Origin of the sequence: Arthrobacter sp. MP_M4 (assembly GCF_035984855.1) — a bacterium.
Classification (GTDB): domain Bacteria; phylum Actinomycetota; class Actinomycetes; order Actinomycetales; family Micrococcaceae; genus Arthrobacter.
Genome location: NZ_JAXCHX010000017.1, coordinates 59,527 through 81,847 on the forward strand (window position 1 = coordinate 59,527; position 22,321 = coordinate 81,847).

Annotated in this window: 18 protein-coding genes; 17 read left to right on the forward strand and 1 reads right to left on the reverse strand. The window is 66.5% G+C overall.

The annotated features are described in order from the left end of the window. Positions 1-69 precede the first annotated feature (69 nt). The 17 genes from RCH15_RS12995 (at position 70) to dnaE (ending at position 21,465) form a co-directional block, all read left to right on the forward strand. On the forward strand, positions 70-1,740 hold the full coding sequence (locus RCH15_RS12995; protein ID WP_409017132.1) for a UDP-N-acetylmuramoyl-L-alanyl-D-glutamate--2,6-diaminopimelate ligase: 1,671 nt from the start codon (positions 70-72) through the stop codon (positions 1,738-1,740). Positions 1,741-1,746: 6 nt separating this feature from the next. Next, a complete protein-coding gene (locus RCH15_RS13000) occupies positions 1,747-3,315 on the forward strand; it encodes a UDP-N-acetylmuramoyl-tripeptide--D-alanyl-D-alanine ligase (protein WP_326961084.1) in 1,569 nt (522 codons plus the stop codon). Further along, on the forward strand, positions 3,312-4,421 hold the full coding sequence (mraY, locus tag RCH15_RS13005) for a phospho-N-acetylmuramoyl-pentapeptide-transferase (RefSeq protein WP_326961085.1): 1,110 nt from the start codon (positions 3,312-3,314) through the stop codon (positions 4,419-4,421). The genes RCH15_RS13000 and mraY overlap by 4 nt, the downstream gene beginning before the upstream one ends. Next, the gene (gene murD / locus RCH15_RS13010; RefSeq protein WP_326961086.1) at positions 4,403-6,004 is read left to right on the forward strand and encodes a UDP-N-acetylmuramoyl-L-alanine--D-glutamate ligase; all 1,602 of its coding nucleotides are present in this window, start codon (positions 4,403-4,405) and stop codon (positions 6,002-6,004) included. The genes mraY and murD overlap by 19 nt, the downstream gene beginning before the upstream one ends. Positions 6,005-6,006: 2 nt before the next feature. Next, complete coding sequence (gene ftsW, locus RCH15_RS13015; RefSeq protein WP_326961087.1) at positions 6,007-7,590, forward strand: putative lipid II flippase FtsW; 1,584 nt, start codon at positions 6,007-6,009, stop codon at positions 7,588-7,590. A 6-nt stretch (positions 7,591-7,596) separates the two neighbouring features. Next, on the forward strand, positions 7,597-8,754 hold the full coding sequence (murG, locus tag RCH15_RS13020) for an undecaprenyldiphospho-muramoylpentapeptide beta-N-acetylglucosaminyltransferase (protein WP_326961088.1): 1,158 nt from the start codon (positions 7,597-7,599) through the stop codon (positions 8,752-8,754). Positions 8,755-8,759: 5 nt separating this feature from the next. Further along, complete coding sequence (murC, locus tag RCH15_RS13025) at positions 8,760-10,247, forward strand: UDP-N-acetylmuramate--L-alanine ligase (RefSeq protein WP_326961089.1); 1,488 nt, start codon at positions 8,760-8,762, stop codon at positions 10,245-10,247. Next, positions 10,240-11,106 carry a cell division protein FtsQ/DivIB gene (locus RCH15_RS13030; RefSeq protein ID WP_326962290.1) on the forward strand — a complete coding sequence of 289 codons (867 nt, stop codon included), beginning with the start codon at positions 10,240-10,242 and terminating at the stop codon, positions 11,104-11,106. The genes murC and RCH15_RS13030 overlap by 8 nt, the downstream gene beginning before the upstream one ends. A 240-nt stretch (positions 11,107-11,346) precedes the next feature. After that, a complete protein-coding gene (gene ftsZ, locus RCH15_RS13035; protein ID WP_326961091.1) occupies positions 11,347-12,573 on the forward strand; it encodes a cell division protein FtsZ in 1,227 nt (408 codons plus the stop codon). Positions 12,574-12,667: 94 nt separating this feature from the next. Next, positions 12,668-13,399 (forward strand): polyphenol oxidase family protein, encoded by a 732-nt coding sequence (locus RCH15_RS13040; RefSeq protein ID WP_326961092.1) that lies wholly within the window; start codon positions 12,668-12,670, stop codon positions 13,397-13,399. Next, entirely contained in the window at positions 13,396-14,136 is a 741-nt protein-coding gene (locus RCH15_RS13045; protein WP_326961093.1) for a YggS family pyridoxal phosphate-dependent enzyme, read from the forward strand. Before RCH15_RS13040 ends, RCH15_RS13045 begins: the two co-directional genes overlap by 4 nt. An 87-nt stretch (positions 14,137-14,223) precedes the next feature. After that, complete coding sequence (locus RCH15_RS13050) at positions 14,224-14,754, forward strand: cell division protein SepF (RefSeq protein ID WP_326961094.1); 531 nt, start codon at positions 14,224-14,226, stop codon at positions 14,752-14,754. Between the two features lie 138 nt (positions 14,755-14,892). Beyond that, positions 14,893-15,201, forward strand: a complete 309-nt coding sequence (locus RCH15_RS13055) for a YggT family protein (RefSeq protein ID WP_326961095.1) — start codon at positions 14,893-14,895, stop codon at positions 15,199-15,201. Positions 15,202-15,349: 148 nt separating this feature from the next. Then, positions 15,350-16,045 (forward strand): DivIVA domain-containing protein, encoded by a 696-nt coding sequence (locus tag RCH15_RS13060; protein WP_326961096.1) that lies wholly within the window; start codon positions 15,350-15,352, stop codon positions 16,043-16,045. A gap of 140 nt (positions 16,046-16,185) precedes the next feature. Then, positions 16,186-16,785, forward strand: coding sequence for a signal peptidase II (lspA, locus tag RCH15_RS13065; protein ID WP_326961097.1), 600 nt, complete (start codon positions 16,186-16,188; stop codon positions 16,783-16,785). A 106-nt stretch (positions 16,786-16,891) separates the two neighbouring features. Beyond that, the gene (locus tag RCH15_RS13070) at positions 16,892-17,818 is read left to right on the forward strand and encodes an RluA family pseudouridine synthase (protein WP_326961105.1); all 927 of its coding nucleotides are present in this window, start codon (positions 16,892-16,894) and stop codon (positions 17,816-17,818) included. A gap of 89 nt (positions 17,819-17,907) precedes the next feature. Next, on the forward strand, positions 17,908-21,465 hold the full coding sequence (gene dnaE, locus RCH15_RS13075; protein ID WP_326961098.1) for a DNA polymerase III subunit alpha: 3,558 nt from the start codon (positions 17,908-17,910) through the stop codon (positions 21,463-21,465). Positions 21,466-21,564: 99 nt separating this feature from the next. Here the strand turns inward: dnaE and RCH15_RS13080 are convergent, their stop codons facing one another. Then, positions 21,565-22,023 (reverse strand): flavin reductase family protein, encoded by a 459-nt coding sequence (locus tag RCH15_RS13080; RefSeq protein WP_326961099.1) that lies wholly within the window; start codon positions 22,021-22,023, stop codon positions 21,565-21,567. Between the last annotated feature and the right edge of the window lie 298 nt (positions 22,024-22,321).

Here is a 22,321-nt window from a genome sequence, read left to right on the forward strand (position 1 = left end):
CACCGGGAGACTGAGCCAGTGGGCCGGAGCCTTTCTCCGCGCGCAACGCCAGATCCACCAGCACCACCTATGGAGATCCACTTGTCAGATCAGAATGCCCCCGGCACATCCGCCGAGCCGGCCGGTCCAGGTTCAGCCCCGGGCTTCCGGCCCACAGCGGTCGCCGCAGTTCCGTTGGCAACCATCGGGACGTCGATCGGCGTCGTTGTCCCCGGCGCCTCCGGCTCCGTGCCGGTCACCGGGATCTCGCTCAACTCCCGCACCGTGCAGCCCGGCGACCTGTACGTCGCCCTTCCCGGCGCCAGCCGGCACGGGGCCGACTTCGTCTCCCAGGCTGTGGCGGCCGGGGCCGCCGCCGTGCTGACGGACGACGCCGGAGCGCGCCTGCTGGCCGTCTCGCACGACATGGCCGTGCCCGTGCTGCTGGCCGAGGAGCCCCGCAACCTGGTCGGCGGGCTGTCCGCCCTGATCTACCGCAGCAGGCCCGCCGATACAGCGTCGCCGGCTCTTTACGGCGTCACCGGCACCAACGGCAAGACCACCACCACCTACTTCCTCAACGCCCTGTTGCAGGCCCTCGGCCAGAAGACAGGGCTGATCGGCACCATCGAAATCCTGGCCGGCGGCGAGCCGATACCCAGCCTCCTCACGACGCCGGAGTCCACCGATGTCCACGCCCTCCTGGCGCTGATGCGCGAACGCGGCCTCGACGCCGCTTCGATGGAGGTCTCCTCGCATGCGATCGCGTTCCACCGCGTCGACGGCGTCGAGTTCGACGTCGCCGGGTTCACCAACCTGACCCAGGACCACCTGGACCTGCACGGGAGCATGGCGGAGTACTTCCAGACCAAGGCGCAGCTGTTCACGCCCGGGCGGGCCCGCTCCGCCGTCGTGACGGTCGACGACGACTGGGGCGTCAAGCTCGCCGTTGCCGCGGGCGTCCCGGTCACCACGCTGGCCACACAGCCATCCAGCCCATCGCGGGAGACCCCCGCAGCAGCCGACTGGGTGGTGCTTGATCCGGCCCCGCGCGGACTCGGGACGGACTTTATCCTCCGGCACCGGGACGGCACGGAACTCCGCGTCCACACCGGCCTGCCCGGAAGCTTCAATGTCGCCAACGCGGCGCTTGCGACGGTCATGGTGCTCGCCGGCGGCCAGGATGCCGCCACAGTCCAGTCCGCGCTCGATGCGGCCGACCCCTTCACCGTCGCCGTCCCCGGCCGCATGCAGCTCGTATCGACGGCCCCCGCAGCAGTGGTTGATTTTGCCCACAACCCGGACGCCCTGGCCCGCGCACTCGAAGCGGTCCGCTCGCCGGAGCCCGGGTCCCGGGTAATTGTCGTCTTCGGCGCCACGGGACAGCGGGACCAGAGCAAACGGCCCGCCATGGGTGCCATCGCAGCACGCCTGGCCGACACCGTTCTTGTCAGCGACGATGACCCGCACGACGAGGACGCCGCAGGAATCCGCGCCGACGTCCTGGCCGGGGCCGTGGAGGCCAAAGAACGCGAGGGGCTGGACTGCACCATCCTTGAGGTCTTCCCCCGCGCCGCAGCCATCCGGAAAGCCGCGGAGATTGCGGGTCCGGCCGACACCATCCTCGTCGCAGGGCGGGGCCACGAAATTTGGCAGGAAGTCAAGGGCGTCAACCTCGCCCTCGACGACAGGGTGGAGCTCCGCTCCGCCTTGACAGCCCGGGGATTCACCGTTCTCGAAGACCAGCGGATAGAGTCCTAAACCGAGATGATTGCATTTACCGCGGCGGAAATCGCCGACATAACCAACGGCCGGCTGGCCGCCGCACCGGACATTACACCCGGCTCGGTGGTAACCGACTCCCGTGAAGCCTCCCCGGGATCCCTCTACGTGGCCAAGCCCGGGGAGACGGCCGACGGGCACGACTTCGTGTCCGCGGCTTTCGAACGCGGCGCCGTGCTTGCCCTGGTCGAACACGATGTTGCCGACGGCGCCGGGAGCACCTTTCCCGCCGTCGTGGTCCAGGACTCGGTCCTGGCGATGGGCGCCCTCGCTGCGGAAGCCGTCCGACGGATCCGCGCCAGCCGCGCCGCCAACGGTGAGCCGCTGACCGTGATCGGCATCACCGGGTCCGCCGGGAAAACCACCACCAAGGACCTGCTGGCCGGGATCCTCGGCGCGGAGGGCACTACTGTCGCCCCGCAGGGTTCCTACAACGGCGAAGTCGGAGTGCCGCTGACCGTTTTCCAAGCCGGGCCGGACACCCGCTACCTCGTGATCGAGATGGGCGCCACAGGAGTGGGCCACATCAGCTACCTCGCCGCGATGGTCCATCCCGACATTGGAGTGGTTCTCGGCGTCGGCACCGCCCATGCCGGCGAGTTTGGCGGCGTTGAGAACATCGCCCGGGCCAAGGGTGAGCTCGTCGAAGCCCTTGCGGCCGGCGGCACCGCCGTCCTCAACCTTGACGACGCCCGTGTCGCTGCAATGGCTGCCCGCACCCGCGCCAGCATCCTTGGCTACACCGCCCAGCCGTCCCGCGGCGGCCCGCCCCAACCAGCCGGTGCTGAGCTGGTCCGCGCCGACGGCGTGGGGCTCACGGCCGGCGGCTGTCCCGAATTTGACTTGTTCCTGCCCGGTGACAGCGAAGGGCACCATGTCGCAGCCAAGTTGATCGGCGCCCACCACACCGCCAATCTGCTGGCAGCGGCAGCGGCAGCGCACGCTGCCGGCGTCCCCGCGGACCGGATCGCCGCCTCCCTCACCGCCCAGACGGCCGCCAGCCGCTGGCGCATGGAGCGCACCGAGCGGACCGACGGCGTCACCATCATCAACGACGCGTACAACGCCAACCCGGAGTCCATGCGCGCCGCTCTGCGCACCCTCGCGGACCTCGGCCGGGGCCGCCGGACGTGGGCTGTGCTCGGAGCGATGCTGGAGCTCGGACCGGATTCCATCCGGGAACACATGATCGTCGGCACGCAGGTGGTCCGGCTGAATATTTCGCGGCTCCTCGTCGTCGGACGCGAGGCCCGTTCGCTCTACGTCTCCGCCGTCAACGAGGGATCCTGGGGCAACGAGTGTGTCTTCGCGGAAACCGCGGAGGAAGCGTACGAGTTGTTGCAGGACGAGCTGCTGCCCGGTGACCTGGTGCTGTTCAAATCCTCCAACAGCATTGGACTGCGTCATTTGGGTGATCGGATAGCATTGCCCCCACGAGCCCCCGGAACTACTGCCGGACCCACCACCGGCGCTGCCGGACCCACCACCGGCGCTGCCGGACCTGTTGCCGGCCCCGCTGCCGGAACCGCCACTGAAGGGAGTGCGCTGCTGTGATTGCACTGCTGATGGGCGCCGGACTGGCCCTGTTGTTCGCCTTCCTGGGCACCCCGCTGTTTATCCGCTACCTGGTCCGGAAGAGCTACGGGCAATTCATCCGGGATGACGGCCCCACCTCGCACCACACCAAGCGCGGCACCCCCACAATGGGCGGCACGGTCGTGGTTCTCGCGGTGCTGGCCAGCTACGGCATCACCCACTTCGTCATGTGGCTGATCAATCCTGACTCGCCCGGCCCGTCAGCGTCGGCCCTCCTGTTGCTGTTCCTGATGGTCGGCATGGGCCTGGTGGGATTCCTGGACGATTTCATCAAGATCTCCAAGCAGCGAAGCCTGGGCCTGAACGCCAAAGCCAAGCTCCTCCTGCAGGCTGCCGTGGGCATCATCTTCGCGGTGCTTGCCCTGCAGTTCCCCGACGAAAACGACCTCACCCCCGCGTCCTACCAGATCTCCCTGGTCCGCGACATCCCCTGGCTGAACCTGGCTTTCGCCGGCACGGTGGTCGGCGCCCTCCTCTTCGTACTGTGGTCAAACCTGATCATCACCGCCGCCACGAACGGCGTGAACCTCACTGACGGCCTCGACGGACTCGCTGCCGGTGCGTCCGTTATGGTCTTCGGCGCGTACACGCTGATGGGAATCTGGCAGAGCAACCAGGCCTGCGGCTCACCCCGGCAAGCCGGCGCCGGCTGCTACAGCGTCCGCGATCCGCTGGACCTCGCCCTGCTCGCCGCCATCCTCAGCGCCGCCTTGGTCGGCTTCCTGTGGTGGAACACCTCACCGGCCAAGATCTTTATGGGGGACACCGGGTCGTTGGCCATTGGCGGCGCCGTCGCCGGTTTCGCCATCCTGTCCCGGACCGAGCTGCTGCTGGCCTTCATCGGCGGCCTCTTCGTCCTGATCACCCTCTCGGTGATTATCCAGGTGGGTTACTTCAAAATCACCAAGGGCAAACGGTTCTTCAAAATGGCCCCGCTCCAGCACCACTTCGAACTCAAGGGCTGGGCAGAGGTCACCGTCGTCGTCCGGTTCTGGATCCTCTGCGGACTCTTCGTCGCCGCCGGGCTGGGCGTCTTCTACGCCGAATGGGTGGTACTCCTGTGAGCGGTCCGATTCCCGAACCCCTGACCACCTCAGCCCGGGTCGAGAACCTGACCAGCTGGGACTCCGGCTGGGCCGGACTCCGGGTGGTCGTCACCGGCATCGGGATCTCCGGTTTCGCTGCCGCGGACACGCTGATCGAACTTGGCGCCCGGGTGGTGGTGGTGGATGCCGCCACCGGCGCCAAGGCGCACGCCCAGGCGGACACCCTGCGGATCGTCGGCGCTGTCGACGTCCTGCTCGGTGAGGACGCTGTGGATGCCGTGCCCAAAATCGACGGTGCGCTGCCGGACCTGGTCGTTACGTCACCGGGCTGGCGGCCTGACCAGGCCCTGCTCGCTGCCGCGGCCCGGGCCCACATCCCGGTCTGGGGCGACGTCGAACTTGCCTGGCGGCTGCGGAAACGCCAGGGACGCAAAACCGCCGACTGGCTCACCATCACCGGCACCAATGGCAAGACCACCACCGTCGGACTGACCGAGTCGATGCTGCAGGCGGCAGGACTGAAAGCCATCGCCGTGGGCAATGTGGGCACACCGATCCTGGACGCCCTGCGCGATCCGGTGGACTACGACGTCTTCGCCGTTGAACTCTCCAGCTTCCAGCTGCACTGGAGCCACTCGGTCTCGCCGGTGGCAAGCGTCTGCCTGAATGTCGCGGAGGACCACGTCGACTGGCACGGCTCCTACGCCTCCTACCTGGCGGACAAGGCCAAGGTCTACGAACACACCCAAAAGGCCTGCATCTACAACGCGGAGCAGATCGAAACCGAACGCATGGTGGAGGACGCCGACGTCGTCGACGGCTGCCGTGCCGTGGCTTTCACTACGCTGACACCGGCGGTGAGCATGCTCGGCGTCGTCGAAGGACTGCTGGTGGACCGCGCGTTCATCGCCGAGCGCAAGGACAGCGCCGCCGAACTTGCCTCCGTTTCCGACCTCGGCGCCGTCGCTCCGCGCCACATGGTGGCCAACGCCCTCGCCGCCGCGGCCCTGGTGCGCGCGTACGGCGTCGAGCCGGCCGCCGTCCGCAAGGGGCTGCTGGACTACCTGCCGGGAGACCACCGGATCCAGCCGGTCGCCCGTCACAACGGCGTTCTGTGGGTCAATGACTCGAAGGCCACCAATCCGCATGCCGCGGCTGCCGCGCTGTCCGCGTTTACCAATGTTGTCTGGATCGCCGGAGGGCTGTCCAAAGGTGTCAATTACGGGCCGCTGATCCAGGAAAATGCCGGCCGGCTTAAGGCTGTGGTCCTGATCGGCACGGACTCCGGGGATCTCCGCTCCGCTCTGCAGCGACACGCGCCGGATGTCCCCGTGATCGGTGCGGGGAAGGGCGAAACTGAAGTGGTGCAGACTGCCGGAACGGCCGACGCCGTAGCAGCGCCCCCGCCGATTCCCGGTGAGACTGTGATGGCCCGGGCCGTTGCGTCGGCAGCGCAGTTGGCTGCCTCCGGTGACACTGTGCTTTTGGCCCCGGCGGCTGCATCCATGGATCAGTTCTCTTCCTACGCTCACCGTGGCGACGCCTTCATCGAAGCTGTCCGCGAGCTCGTGGAAGGGCAGGCTCAGACCACCGAGGAGTAACAATGGTCAGCACGCCCACACGTACCCCCGCGGCCGCATCGGCCGCCAAACAGCGACCCGTGGCCAAGGCGCCGCTCGGGCGGCCGCGCACCGGCCTGCAATCGGCCGGTCGCAGCATCCGGGGCTGGTACCGGAGTTTTTGGTCCGCCCTGGAAGGTTCCGGAAAGTCGCGCAACGGCTCCACCTACTACCTGATCCTGGGATCCACCTTGGCGCTCACGGCGATCGGCATCCTCATGGTGCTCTCCGCTTCCAGTGTTGAGGCGATCGCGGCAGGGGAGTCGCCCTACTCGGCCGCCCTGAAGCAGGGATTGTTCGCCGGAATCGGTCTCTTTGCCATGTTCCTGCTCTCACGGGTCAACGTGGTCTGGCTCAAGCGCGGGGCCTGGATCGCGATCGTCGTGGCGTTCGTGCTGCTCGGGCTGGTACTGCTTGTGGGCCGCAGCGCCCTCGGCAACCAGAACTGGATCGACGTCGGCCCCTTCACATTCCAGCCCTCCGAAGCAGCCAAACTTGCGCTGGCCTTGTGGATGGCCACTGTTCTGGACCGTAAAGCAAACTTGCTGTCGCAGGCGAAGCACGCCCTGGTGCCGGTCGTCCTCCCTGGCGCCGCCGGCGTGATCGGGCTTATTCTCATGGGCAACGACCTCGGCACCGCCATGATCGTCATGATGATCACCGCAGCCGCCCTGTTCTTCGCCGGCGTGCGGCTCTACCTCTTCGGACTCGCCGGCGTCGTCCTGGCCGCCGGCACCGTGGTGCTGGCCATCACCAGCCCCAACCGCATCTGCCGAATCCTGTCCTGGACCGGACAGACCTGCGCTGACGGCTCCGACGTGAACTACCAGTCCACCAACGGCCTGTACGGACTGGCCTCCGGCGGCTGGTTCGGCGTGGGCCTGGGCCAGAGCAGGCAGAAGTACAGCTGGATTCCCGAAGCCCACAACGACTTCATCTTCGCCATCATCGGCGAGGAACTCGGGCTCGTCGGAACCCTCGTGGTGCTCGTCCTTTTCGCCATCCTCGGCACCGCAATCTACCGTGTCGTGGTGGCCCAGAAAGACATGTTCCACCGCGTCCTGGCCGGCACCATCATGGTCTGGCTCCTCGGCCAGGCGACCGTCAATATGGCGGTGGTCACCGGATTGGCCCCCGTGGTGGGAATTCCGCTTCCGTTTATTTCCTACGGCGGCTCGGCGCTGCTCATGTCCTTGTGCGCAATCGGCGTGGTCCTGTCCCTCGCCCGGGCCCAAATGGATCCCGGGCTCCAGCCGGACCGCCTGTTCAGGTTCGGGCCAGCCGGGCTGGCAACATCTTTACGGAAGCTGACCGCGGCCCGGAGTGCAGCCCACGGCGTCGCCCGGACCACGGAACGCAGCGCGCCCCCAAGAACGGACCGAGGCGCCGCCCGGGATGCGGCCCCGGCCACCACCAAACCCGGCAACCGTTCAGCCTCACCGGGGGCCGGCAGGGATGCGGCCCCGAACGCGGCCCCGGCCACCACCAAACCCGGCAACCGTTCAGCCTCACCGGGGGCCGGCACCCGAAGGCCAGCCCCCGCCAACCCCGCACGAAAGCGTAAATAGGTTCCCATGAACACCGAGTCGTCATTGTCCGTCGTCCTTGCCGGCGGCGGAACTGCCGGGCACATCAGCCCCCTCCTGGCCATCGCCAACACCCTCCGGGAGGTCCGCCCCGACGTCCGGCTCCTGGCCGTGGGCTCTCCGGGCGGGATGGAAGCCCGTCTGGTCCCGGCCGCCGGGCTCGACCTCGCCACGGTCAACCGGGTGCCCTTCCCGCGCCGGCCCTCCCCGGACATGCTGCGTTTGCCCGGCCGGCTCGCCGGCGCCGTGAAACAGGCCGGCGCCATCCTCGATGAGGCGGAGGCTGACGTCCTGGTCGGTGTCGGGGGCTACGTCTGCACCCCCATGTACGTCGCGGCCTGGCGCCGCAAGATTCCCATTGTCATCCACGAGGCGAACACCCGCCCGGGGCTGGCAAACCGTGTGGGCGCCCGGCTCGGCGGCCACGTTGCGGTGGCGTTCGCAGCAACAAAACTGGGCGCCGCCCGCCACGTCGGCATGCCGATGCGCAAAGAAATCTCCGGCCTTGACCGGTCAGCGGCCCGGACAGCGGCCCGGGAAGCCCTCGGCCTCGACCCGGACCGCCCGGCCCTGATCGTCACCGGCGGATCTTCGGGAGCTCAGAGCATCAACCGCACCATTGCGGCGTCTGTGAACGTCCTCGCCGAGGCGGGCATCCAGACCCTGCATATCACCGGCCGTGGCAAGGCAGTGCACGACGCCGGCGGCAAGCTCCTGACGGCCCCCGGTTACGTCCAGCGCGAATACGTCGACGGCATGGAAGCCGTGTACGCCGCAGCCGATGTCCTGCTGGCACGCTCGGGCGCAGCCACAGTCTGCGAGGTCGCCGCCGTCGGCCTGCCCGCGGTCTTCGTGCCGCTGCCGATCGGCAATGGCGAGCAGGCGCTCAATGCCGCGGGCCTCGTCGAGGCAGGCGGCGCCCTGCTGGTTCCGGACAGCACGCTGTCCCCGGACTGGATCAGCGGCCATCTCATCCCCCTGCTGCAGGATCCCGACCGGCTCGCACGCATGGCGGCCAGCGCCGAAAAACTCGGCATCCGGGACGCCGACCGGCGGATGGCCGATCTCGTCCTGGAAGCCGCTGCCGCAGCAGGCGCAGGCTCGCCGGCGGCAACGTCCTCCAAGCACCACAGCAGGAAGCGGTAACGGAAATGACCCAGCCCGACCACGAGCCCGAACACCACACCGAATCCCTGCCCACCCGCACCGGCGAGTCACTGGGCCGCGTCCACTTCATCGGCATCGGGGGAGTCGGAATGTCCGCCGTGGCCCGCGTCCTGGTGGCCCGTGGCCTGCCGGTCAGCGGCTCCGACGCCAAGGATTTACCGGTCATGGCCGACCTCGCCGCAGCGGGGGCCAGGATCTGCGTCGGCTACGACGCCGTGAACCTCGGTGACGCGCAAAGCGTCGTCGCAGGCTCGGCCATCCGTGCGGATAATCCCGAGATGGCCGCCGCCCACAGCGCCGGGCTCCCGGTGCTGCACCGCTCCGAGGCGCTGGCAGCCGCCATGGCTGCGGACACCGCCGTCACCGTCGCCGGCACCCACGGCAAGTCCACCACGACGTCAATGATTACCGTCCTTCTGCAGGGCGCCGGCCTGGACCCGTCCTTCGCGATCGGCGCAAACGTCCCCGCGCTGGGGGTCAACGCCGCGAGCGGCACCACCCCGATCTTCGTCGCCGAAGCCGACGAGTCCGACGGCTCCTTCCTGAACTACCGTCCACAGATCGCCGTGGTGACCAACGTTGAACCGGACCACCTTGACTACTACGGGACGGCCGAGGCCGTCTACGCCTCTTTCGACCGCTTCACGGCCCTGCTCCCGGCCGACGGGGTGCTGGTGGCCTGCGCGGACGACGCCGGAGCCCGCGCCCTTGCCCGGCGGACTCTGGAGCGGGGCAACACCCGGGTGGTGCTTTACGGCACCGGCGCTGACGCCGAGCTCGTCCTGCACGACGGCGGCCCGGGGGACGTCTCCATCAGCACGCCCGAGGGACGCTTCCCGCTCGAGCTGCACGTCCCCGGACGCCATAACGCCCTCAACGCGGCGGCGGCCTTCGCCGTCGCCCTGGAACTCGGCGTGGATCCCGGCGTTGCCGCCGGTGCGCTGGCCCACTTCACGGGCGCGTCCCGGCGCTTTGAATTCAAAGGCGAAGGCTGCGGTGTCCGGGTCTATGACGACTACGCCCACCACCCCACCGAAGTGCGGGCCGCCCTGGCCGCAGCGCGGTCGGTGGCCGGGGGCCATAAGCTGCATGTCCTCTTCCAGCCGCACCTGTTTTCCCGGACCCGGGAATTCGCAGCAGAATTCGCCGACGCCCTCAACGCCGCCGACTCCGCCCTCGTCCTGGATATCTATCCGGCCCGTGAGGATCCGATTCCGGGCGTCACCAGCCAACTGATCGCCGCGCACCTTGGTGCCGGCGGACGCCTCGTGGGCCCGGGGATTGAGGCTGTGCAGTCCGTCGTGTCCGCCGCCGCCCCGGGTGACATAGTGCTCACGGTCGGCGCTGGGGACGTCACGGCCTACGGGCCGCTGATCGTCGCAGCCCTGAACGCCGCAGCCCTGAACGGCGCATACCCGAACGCCGCCGCCCCGAACGGCGCAGACCTGAACGGCGGCACTTCCGATGCCTAGCACCCGCAGGCCCGGCTATCTGCCGGCAGGGCGCAACGCGCCGTCGACGGGCAGTGGTATGGCATCCGCCGACGTCATTACGGCGTCCAAGGACAGTGCGGGGACCGCTGCCGCCGCGGGAAAGTTGCCACCGCAGGGCAACGTGCTGTCCTTTCCCGAACCCCGGGCCAAACGGCGCAGGCGGCTCGTGTGGGGAACCCTCGCCGCACTGGCGGTCCTCATTGCGGGACTTCTTGTGGCGGCCGTCTATTCGCCCGTCCTGGCGCTGACCACGGTCTCCGTGGAAGGCACCAATATGCTGACGCCCGACCAGGTAAAAACGGCGCTCGCGCCGCTGCAGGGCAAGCCTTTGCCACAGATCAGCGACGACGACGTGACTGCCCTCCTGCAGCCCCTCGTTCAGGTCAAGGAAGTCACCACCGAAGCCCGCCCGCCCTCGACGCTGCAGGTCAAGGTGACCGAGCGGGTGCCGGTGGCGCTGGTCAAACAGGGCCAGACGTACCAGATGGTCGACGTCGACGGTGTGAGGCTGAGCGATGCCGCCGACCCGGCGTCGACACGCCTTCCGGTCATTGACGGCGGTAACGGCACCCTGCCCAAGGACTTGTTCCGTGCTACCACGGAGGTCCTGGGCGCGTTGCCCGCGGAAGTTCTCTCCCGGCTCGCCAGCGCCTCGGCTTCGTCTGTCGATGCCGTGGAACTCAAGCTCGTGGACGGCCAGACGATAGTGTGGGGTAATGCGGGGGAAAAAGAGCTCAAGGCCAGGGTGCTGCAGGCCCTGCTGAAGGCCCCCGCGGATCCAAAGAATCCAGTCCGGATTTACGACATCAGCGTGCCCCGGCATCCGGTCACGCGATAGTGAGCCCGCACTTGGTGACGGCCCCGGAACGCCGAGTAGCGCCCGGGCCCGCGAGGAGCGATTTTCGCGGTATTACGGCGACACGCGGGGCCGGTTATTGAATGTCGGCTGCATAGGAAATAGCGTCGACGCATGAGTTACTTGACATAACTATAACCCTCAAGTCGAAGGTTAAGGTTCAAAGCTTCAAGTACGACTCCATCAGTTTTCGCAATAGAACACGAACAAGGGACACGTAACGTGGCAGCTCCGCAGAACTACTTGGCCGTCATCAAGGTCGTCGGCATCGGCGGCGGTGGCGTGAACGCAGTCAACCGCATGATCGAAGTCGGTCTTCGCGGCGTCGAATTCATCGCAGTCAACACCGATGCGCAGGCATTGTTGATGAGTGATGCCGACGTCAAGCTCGACATTGGGCGTGAGCTGACGCGCGGCCTGGGGGCCGGCGCGAACCCGGACGTCGGCCGTCAGGCAGCCGAGGACCACGCAGAGGAAATCGAAGAGGTCATCCGCGGCGCTGACATGGTCTTTGTCACAGCCGGTGAAGGCGGTGGCACCGGCACTGGCGGCGCCCCGGTCGTCGCCCGGATCGCCCGGTCGCTTGGCGCACTGACCATCGGCGTTGTCACCCGCCCCTTCACCTTCGAGGGCCGCCGCCGCGCGGGCTCCGCTGAAGCCGGAATCGACGCCCTCCGCGACGAGGTCGACACCCTCATTGTCATTCCGAACGACCGCCTGCTCTCCATCAGCGACCGCAACGTTTCTGTTCTTGACGCGTTCCGGTCCGCGGACCAGGTCCTGCTGTCCGGTGTCCAGGGCATCACCGACCTCATCACCACTCCCGGCCTGATCAACCTCGACTTCGCCGACGTCAAGTCGGTCATGCAGGGCGCAGGCTCGGCACTGATGGGCATCGGTTCTGCCCGCGGTGAGGACCGCGCGGTCAAGGCGGCCGAACTGGCCATTGCCTCCCCGCTGCTTGAAGCATCGATTGACGGCGCGCACGGCGTCCTGCTGTCCATTCAGGGCGGCTCGGACCTCGGCCTCTTCGAGATCAACGAGGCCGCCCGGCTGGTCCAGGAAGTCGCCCACCCGGAAGCCAACATCATCTTCGGTGCAGTCATTGACGACGCCCTCGGTGACGAGGCCCGCGTCACGGTCATCGCGGCCGGCTTCGACGACGTCAAGGCCACCTCGCCCTCCATGGACCAGTCGCTGCCGCAGTCGGCACCGCAGCGACCCGCAGTGCCGGCAGCAGCTCCGGCCCCGGCCAAGGCTCCGTCCTCGGCCCAGGTGCAGCCGCTGCACGCCACAGTCGGTGCTTCCGGTTACGGCGGCTGGGGCCAGCAGCGCCCGTCCGCCGTCCCGGCCGACGCCGGCTTCGACGTCGACCTTCCTTCGGTTGTGGAGCCGGACCTGTCCGGCCGCCGCTCCGATGACCTGGATGTCCCTGACTTCCTGAAGTAAAGTCCGAAAGCACCATGGCACTGCCTGATGGCAGTGCCATGGTGCTTTTCTCATAAGATCGAAGTTCCGGAATCAACAGTGGGCGGTGTTCTGAGTGTTCTCGTGGCAGGCGGAAGTGAGGCCGGGAATCCGGGTGGCCTTCACGGACGCGGCGGCCGGCAACCTGGCGCTCCATGTCGGCGACGATCCAGCGGCCGTCAGGGCCCGGCGCCGCGATATCGAACTGGCGCTGGATTTCGGCGACCGGCGGTTCCAGTACATGAACCAGGTCCACGGCAACTCCGTGGCAGTCATCGGGACTGCCGGGCCGGCTGACGCCTGGGCTGCCGACGTGCCGACGGCGGATGCCTTGGTGTCCCTTGGGGAGCCCCTCGCCGTGATGGTGGCCGACTGCGTGCCCATCGTCCTCATAGGGGACCGGCCGCGCGGAGAGGGCCCGGTCCTGGCCGTCGTGCACGCAGGGCGCCCGGGCGTCGCGTCCGCTGTCGTCCCTGCGGCCGTGGCCCGCATGCAGGAGCTCGGCGCATCGGCGATCGCTGCCTGGATCGGCCCGTCCGTTTGCGGACAGTGTTACGAAGTTCCCGCCGACATGCGCGACGACGTCGCTGGCGTCGTGCCAGCGGCCCGGTGCACCACCGCCCGGGGAACTCCGGGCCTGGACCTGCCGGCGGCTGTCCGCAGCCAACTGCACGACGCCGGCGTCGTGGTCGAGTACTCCGGCCACTGCACCTTGGAGGATCCCGGCCTCTTCTCCTACCGCCGTGACCCGCGCACCGGCAGATTCGCCGGGCTCGTCTGGGCTGACGCCGGGGCGGCGCAGCAGTGAACGCCGTGGACGACACCCAGCCTGATGCCCGGCTGGAACAGCTGCGGGAGCGGCTCGCGGCACTCATGCAGCGGATCGGGGACGCCGTCGCGGCAGCAGGCCGCCAAGCCCAGCCTCCCCAGCTGATTGTGGTCACGAAGTTTCGTCCGGCGGAAGACATCCGCCGGCTCGCGGCGCTCGGGATCACTGACGCCGGCGAAAACCGGGACCAGGAAGCCGCCGCGAAAGCCGACATGCTGCGCAGTCTGCGGCTCCGCTGGCACTTCATAGGCCAACTGCAGACCAACAAAGCCAAGTCTGTGGTCGGCTATGCCCACGCCGTGCACTCCGTGGACCGGCCTCAGCTGGCTGATGCCCTGGCCAAGGCCATGGCCGCCGAGCAGGACCGGACCGGGCGGGCTCCACTGGAGTGCTTCATCCAGGTCAACCTGGACAAGGATGCGAGCGGACACCGCGGAGGTGCCCTGGCCGCGGACGTTCCCGCCTTGGCAGAACAACTGGCAACAGCGGCAGGGCTCCGCCTCGCCGGCGTGATGGCGGTGGCCCCCCTCGGCGCGGATCCGGCGCAGGCCTTTGAAAAGCTCGCGGAGTTGTCCGCCCGGCTCACCGAGGCCCACCCCCAGGCTGCCGCCATCTCGGCAGGAATGAGCCAGGACCTGGAACAGGCTGTCCGGTTCGGGGCGACACACCTTCGCGTCGGCTCCGATATTCTCGGTCCGCGTCCGGCGTTGCGGTAGGTTCAACGTATTGGAAGGTAATAGCGGGAATTCCAAGGCTGCTTAGTCACTGATCGGCCCGCTGACGGACACGATTAGGAGTCGACCATGGCCGGCGCTCTGCGCAAGACAATGATCTATCTTGGGCTCGCTGATGGCGATGAACACTACACGTCCGAGCACCCAACATCGCACAAGGATGAGGACGATTCCATGGAGCATGACCGCGAGGAACGCCGTGCACCGGCACCGGTCCGCGAGGCCACCAGGGAAGAGCCCTACGCCGCTGAAGAGGAATATCGCGCACCTGTGACACCCATCAAGCGAGCGGCGTCGAGCCGCGAAGAGCACACCGGGCTCCGGCAGATCACCACGATCCACCCGCGGTCCTACAACGACGCCAAACTCATCGGTGAAAGCTTCCGTGAGGGCATCCCCGTCATCATGAACGTCACCGATATGGGCGAATCGGACGCGAAGCGGCTCGTGGACTTCTCCGCCGGGTTGGTCTTCGGACTCCGCGGCAGCATCGAGCGCGTCACGAACAAAGTCTTCCTGCTCTCGCCGTCGTACGTCGAGGTCATCGGAGATGACAAGAAGGTCTCCGAGACGCAGGCGAGCTTCTTCAACCAGAGCTAGCCGCGAATTAACACCACGGATGCCAGGCAGGGACACCTTGCCTGGCATCCTTGCTGAAATTTCCGTGTTGAAATAGAGGCGTAACTATCAAGAGGACACTGCGGTTTCCGGAATAGTCATGGAGATATGAGTTAGCTCATGGGAATTGTATTCGGACTTGTCTATATAGCCCTGCTGGTGTTCCTGGTTGCCCTCATCATCCGGCTTGTTTTCGACTGGGTGCAGATGTTCGCGCGAAGCTGGCGGCCCCGCGGGGTGGCCCTCGTAGCGGCACACGCCGTGTATACGGTCACGGACAAGCCACTCAAACTGTTCCGGCGGCTCATCCCGCCGCTGCGGCTGGGAGGGGTGTCCCTGGACCTCGGCTTCCTGCTGCTGTTCATCGCCGTCAGCATTGCCATGTCGGTGGCCAAGTACCTGGTGTACTCTCAGCCGCTGGCAGCGTAGCCACGGCGGACAGGGATTCGCGGCCCCCAACGATTTATCCTCCGGTTTGACACTGCGGTGTTGAATTAGAGGAACCAGTCCATATTTAGGTACCGTAGTTTTGATGGCCGGAAGGCCTCCTGACTAACTAGACCAACGAGGTGACCAGATGGCTTTGACGCCAGAAGACGTTGTCAACAAGCGCTTTCAGCCGACCAAGTTCCGCGAAGGGTACGATCAGGACGAAGTTGATGACTTCCTGGACGAAATCGTCGTCGAACTGCGGCGCCTGAACCAGGAGAACGACGAGCTGCGCAAGAAGCTCGCCGAATCCGGCGCCGGCACGCCTGCCAGCTCCACCGCCGCGGCCCCGGTCGTGGAGAAGGTTCCCTCACCCGTCAAGGCCGGCAAGGAAGACCGCCCGAAGGCGGACGCCAACGTCAAGACCACCGAGGCTGACAAGGCCGGCGAAGCCGCTGAAGCCGCCACCAAGAAGGACGCTGAGCAGGCCGTTGCCCCGGCACCCGTCGCCTCCACCCCGGCGGCCGAGTCCGCCGCGGGCCTGCTGGCCATGGCCCAGCAAATGCACGACAAGCACGTTGCCGACGGTGAGCAGAAGCGCGACAAAATCATCGCCGACGCGCAGATCGAGGCAAGCAGCCTGGTCAATGACGCCCAGGAGAAGTCACGCAAGATTCTTGGCGCCCTTGAGCAGCAGCGCTCCGTCCTGGAACGCAAGGTTGAGCAGCTGCGCGGCTTCGAGCGGGACTACCGTTCACGCCTGAAGGCTTACATCGAAGGCCAGCTGCGTGACCTGGATGCCCGCGGCTCCGTGGCCGCCCCTGAGGTAGAAGCCACCAGCTAGGCTTTTACCAAGTATTCTGAAGGCCGGTGGCTGAGGATTCCTCGGCTGCCGGCTTTTGGCATTAACCGCCGGAACCGTCCGCGGCCATTGCCAAAGCTCCCGGTTCCCAGTCTCCGCACTGGCTCGTGAACGAAAGCCTTATGACTGACGCACCATCACCTGACGCTATGCCGCCTGCAGAGTCATCACCCACCGGGTCCGGCCGCACAGCTTCCAACGGGACACGCCCACGGCGGGCACTGCTGCTCTCCATCTTCTTTGGCCTGGCGTTGTTCGCCTACCTCTTCGACCAGCTGACCAAACTCTGGGTCACCAGCACCATGACCGAGGGCGAAAGGATCCCCGTCCTCCCCCCGCTGCTGCACTGGTATTACATCCGCAACTCCGGCGCCGCCTTCTCAATCGGCGAGAACGTCACCTGGGTCTTCACCATCATCATGACCGCCGTCTCGGTCGCCATTCTGTTGCAGCTGCGGAAGCTCGGATCCCTCTGGTGGGCACTGGCCCTGGGTTTGCTGCTCGGCGGCGCCCTGGGCAATCTCACGGACCGGCTTTTCCGCGAACCCTCGTTCGCGATGGGCCACGTCGTGGACTTCATCCAGCTCCCCAATTTTGCAATATTCAACATTGCGGACTCCGCCGTCGTCACCTCAGTGGTGATTATCTGCCTGCTGACGCTGCGCGGAATCGCCCTGGACGGCTCACACTTGACCAAGGACACAGTGAAACATGACTCCTGAGCACGGGGCGCCCGGACGCGGCAGGCCCGACGATATCCTCCCCGAAGACCTCGACGAGGCCATTGACGGGATCAGTGACGAGACCGGGCCGGCAACCACCGCGACGGTGTCATACCGCTTCGTGGTTCCGGACGAACTCGCGGGCACCCGGGTGGATGCCGGCCTGGCCGCACTGATGGAGATCTCCCGCTCGCAGGCCGCCGCGCTCATCGCCGAAGGCAACGTCACCAGCAACACCAAGGCCGTCGGAAAATCGCTCAAGCTTGCCCCCGGCGCCGTTCTCGACGTCGTCGTCCCGGGACGCCGGGACCCCCTGGAAATTGTGGAGGAAGTCGTGGAAGGCTTGAACATCCTGCTGGACGATGACGAGTTCGTCGTCATCGACAAACCCGTCGGTGTCGCCGCCCATCCCTCGCCGGGCTGGGTGGGGCCCACCGTCGTCGGTGGCCTCGCAGGCCTGGGCTACCGGATCTCCACGTCAGGCTCGGCGGAGCGCACCGGCATTGTCCACCGGCTCGACGTCGGCACCTCCGGGGTAATGGTGGTCGCCAAAACGGAACGTGCCTACACCGCACTGAAGCGCGCCTTCAAGGAGCGCACCGTGGACAAGGTCTACCACGCCGTCGTCCAGGGCCTCCCGGATCCGCTGGCCGGCACCATTGACGCGCCGATCGGGCGCCACCCCGGCCATGACTGGCGCTTCGCCGTGATCGAGGACGGGAGGGATTCCATCACCCACTACGAGGTTCTCGAGGCGTTCGGCAAAGCCTCGCTCGTGGAAGTCCACCTCGAAACCGGCCGCACCCACCAGATCCGCGTCCATTTCTCGGCGTTGCGCCACCCCTGCGCCGGTGACCTCACATACGGTGCGGACCCGCGGCTTGCCGCCACCCTGGGACTGACCCGGCAGTGGCTGCACGCCCGTCAGCTCTCCTTTGAACACCCCGGGACGGGGGAGCAGGTCACGGTGACCAGCGACTATCCGCAGGACCTGCGCTACGCGCTGGAAGTCCTGGAGTCCGGGCAGGCCTGACCGCTCCGAACTTCACGGGCCGGCCCACCCGTCGGCTGTCCGCCGGAGCGCCGCATGAAAATGCAGGTGCCCGGCACTAGAATGGACCGGTGACTTCCAGCAACGACTCGTTTGTCCATCTCCACAACCACACCGAGTACTCGATGCTGGACGGCGCCGCCCGGCTCGGTGAGCTCTTCGACGAAACCGAGCGGCTGGGCATGCCGGCCCTCGCCACGACCGACCACGGCTACCTGTTCGGCGCCTTCGACTTCTGGAAGCGGGCCACGGACCAAGGCATCAAACCGATCATCGGCGTCGAAGCGTACGTGACCCCCGGGACCGCCCGCGCGGACAAGACCCGTGTCCGCTGGGGCGAGGAGAACCAGCGCAAGGACGACATCTCCGGCGGTGGCGCGTACACCCACATGACGCTGCTGAGCTACAACAACGTCGGCATGCGCAACCTGTTCCGCGCCTCCTCGATCGCCTCCCTGGACTCGGTCTTTGGCAAGTGGCCCCGGCTGGACCGCGAGTTGCTGAACACATACTCGGAAGGCCTGATCGCCACCACAGGCTGCCCGTCCGGCGAGGTGCAGACGAGGCTCCGGCTCGGACAGTACCGGGAAGCCGTCGAGGCGGCCGCCGAGTTCCGTGACATCTTCGGTGCGGAAAACTACTTTTGTGAACTCATGGACCATGGCCTGGACATCGAGCGGCGCGTTACGGGGGACCTCCTGCGCCTGGCCAAGGAACTGAACCTTCCGCTCGTGGCCACCAACGACCTCCACTACACGCACGAGCACGACGCGAAGGCGCACGAGGCCCTGCTGGCCATCCAGTCCGGTTCGACCCTGCTGGAGCCGACGTATGACAACGGCGGCTCGCGCTTCGCTTTTTCCGGCAGCGGGTACTACCTGAAATCACCGCAGGAAATGCGCGAGCTGTTCCGTGACCACCCGGAAGCCTGCGACAACACCCTCCTCATCGCTGAGCGCTGCGAAGTGTCCTTCAACACCGGCGCCAACTACATGCCCCGGTTTCCCTGCCCCGAAGGCGAGGACGAAACGTCCTGGCTGGTCAAGGAAGTGGATAAGGGACTCCGCTACCGCTACCCCCAGGGCATTCCGGACAAGGTGCGCACCCAGGCCGACTACGAACTCGGCGTCATCACGTCCATGGGGTTCCCGGGCTACTTCCTGGTGGTGGCAGACTTCATCAACTGGGCCAAGAACAACGGCATCCGGGTGGGCCCCGGACGCGGTTCCGGCGCAGGTTCCATGGTGGCCTACGCCATGCGCATCACCGACCTCGACCCGCTGCACCACGGCCTGATCTTTGAGCGCTTCCTGAACCCGGACCGTGTCTCCATGCCCGACTTCGACGTCGACTTCGATGACCGGCGCCGCTCCGAAGTGATCGACTACGTGACGCGCAAATACGGTGACGAACGTGTCGCGATGATTGTCACCTACGGCACCATCAAGACCAAGCAGGCGCTCAAGGACTCCTCGCGGGTGCTGGGCTACCCGTTCAGCATGGGCGAACAGCTGACCAAGGCGCTGCCGCCGGCCGTGATGGCCAAGGACATCCCGCTCGCTGACATCCAGAACAAGGACTCCAAGCGCTACAGCGAAGCCGGTGACTTCCGGCAGCTGATTGCCACGGACCCGGAAGCCGCCAAGGTATTCGAAACGGCTCTGGGCATCGAGGGCTTGAAACGCCAGTGGGGAGTCCACGCCGCCGGCGTCATCATGTCCTCGGACCCGATCATCGACGTCATCCCGGTCATGCGCCGCTTCCAGGACGGCCAGGTCATCACGCAGTTCGATTACCCGACGTCCGAGGGCCTGGGCCTGATCAAAATGGACTTCCTGGGCCTGCGGAACCTGACGATCATTTCCGACGCCCTGGAAAACATCACGATGAACCGCGGGATCGACCTCGACCTCGAGTCCCTCGCCCTGGACGACGTCGCCTCCTACGAGCTGCTCGCCCGCGGCGACACCCTGGGAGTGTTCCAGCTCGACGGCGGACCCATGCGTTCCCTGCTCAAGCTCATGAAGCCTGACAACTTCGAAGACATCTCCGCCGTGCTGGCCCTCTACCGGCCGGGCCCCATGGGCGCCAACGCGCACACCGACTACGCCCTGCGCAAGAACAAGATCCAGGACGTCATCCCGATCCACCCGGAACTGGAAGAACCGCTCTCCGAAATCCTCGGCGGCACCTACGGCCTGATTGTGTACCAGGAGCAGGTTATGGCGGTGGCGCAGAAACTCGCCGGCTACACCCTGGGCCAGGCCGACATCCTGCGCCGCGCCATGGGCAAGAAGAAGAAATCCGAGCTTGACAAGCAGTTCGCCGGCTTCTCCCAGGGCATGCAGGACAACGGCTACTCCATGGCCGCCGTCAAGACGCTCTGGGACATCCTGCTGCCCTTCTCCGACTACGCCTTCAACAAGGCCCACTCCGCCGCGTACGGCGTGATCTCCTACTGGACCGCCTACCTCAAAGCCCACTACGCCCCGGAGTACATGGCAGCCCTGCTGACCAGCGTCGGCGACGACAAGGACAAGTCGGCGATCTACCTCAACGAATGCCGGCGCATGGGCATCACGGTGCTGCCGCCGGACGTCAACGAGTCCGCGCTGAACTTTACGCCCGTGGGCAACGACATCCGCTTCGGCATGGGTGCCATCCGCAACGTCGGCGTCAACGTCGTCGATGCCATGGTCACGGCACGCGAAAAGGAAGGCGCCTACACCTCCTTCAAGGACTACCTCATGAAGGTACCCGCGGTGGTCTGCAACAAACGCACCATTGAATCGCTGATCAAGGCCGGCGCTTTCGACTCGCTGAACCACCACCGGCGTGCCCTGGCCATGATCCATGAAGAGGCGATCGATTCCGTTATCACGCTCAAGCGCAACGAGGCGATCGGACAGTTCGATCTCTTCGCCGGTTTTGACGAGGCCGAATCCGAGGCGTCCCTCAGCATCGAGATTCCGGACCTCCCCGAGTGGGAGAAAAAGGACAAGCTGTCCTTCGAACGGGACATGCTCGGCCTGTACGTCTCGGACCACCCGCTGCAGGGACTCGAGGGTGTCCTCAGCCAGCACGCGGACCAGTCCATCACCTCGCTCATCGCCGAGGACGGCCCGCACGACGGCGCCATCGTCACGATCGCCGGGATGATCACCTCTCTGAGCCGGCGGATCGCGAAGGCCAGCGGCAACGCCTACGCCCGCGCCGAAATTGAGGACCTGGGCGGTTCCGTGGAGGTGATGTTCTTCGGGCAGGTCTACGGCCCCATCGCCTCGGTGCTCGCCGAGGACCTGATCGTCGTCGTCAAGGGGCGGCTGCAGCGCCGCGATGACGGCGCCGTCGCGCTGAACTGCATGGAACTGTCCGTCCCGGACCTCAGCGAAGGCCTCAATGGTCCGCTGGTCATTACCATGGCAACGCATAAGGCCACCGAAACCGTCGTGACCGAACTCGGTGATGTCCTCAGGACGCATCGCGGAAAATCCGAGGTACGGCTCCACCTGCAGGGCGACGCCCGGGTGGAAGTGATGGGCCTTCCCGTGCACTTGCGGGTCAACCCGAGCCCGTCGCTGTTTGGAGACCTGAAGGTGCTCCTCGGTCCGACCTGCCTGGACAGCTAGCCGCCCGCCCTGCCTCGCCCGCCGTTTCGACGGTTCCCTGCCCGCTCGATGCCCGTGAGCGTCTGGCCGGCACGGAACCGTCGAAATGGCCGGAGCAGCTTAGATCTCGTAGTCGAGCGGTGCCGGCTGGCCGTAGGCGCCGGAGTGGTAGAGCAAGGGAGCGCCGCCGGAACCCACTTCACCTTCCACGACTTCCACCACCACGACCGCGTTGTTTTCAAAGGAAAGCCGCATCTGGACCTTGCCGATCAGCCAGCCGGCGACGTCTTTCAGGATCGGCACTCCGTGGGGTCCGGGCTCCCAGTGATTGCCCTCGAAGCGGTCGCTGCCCCGGGCAAAACGGTCTGCCAGCGCCTGGTTCTCCAGGCCCAGCATGTGCACCCCGATGAAGGTGGCGTTGGCCACGGCGGGCCAGGATCTGGAAGTGCGGGCCATGTTGAACGTGAACCGGGGCGGCTGGGCGGAGAGTGAGGCCACGGAGGTCGCTGTGAAGCCGAAGGGGACCCCGTTGAGATCGGCGGTGATGATGGCCACGCCCGCGGCATGCCGGCGGAACATCTCCCTGAAAGTTCCTTCAAAGGCTTGGTCCTCTGTGGCCACTGCGTTCCCACTCCCTGCTGCACGTGTGTTGTTCCTACCCTGTCAGCGTATTGCTCCGGCGAGTGGCTGCGGAACTTTGTTTACCCGGTGCCGTCATGAGGGACGTCACACAAGAACGCGCGCTCATGTGTCCGGCCGGCGGAAAGCTTGTTAAGGTTTGTTGGCTCTTCGAGGTTCCCGGGGAATGGTCTGCTGAGATGATTGCTCATGCTGCCATCCGGGCTGCACTTCTCAAGAGGATACGCGATTTGTAGTT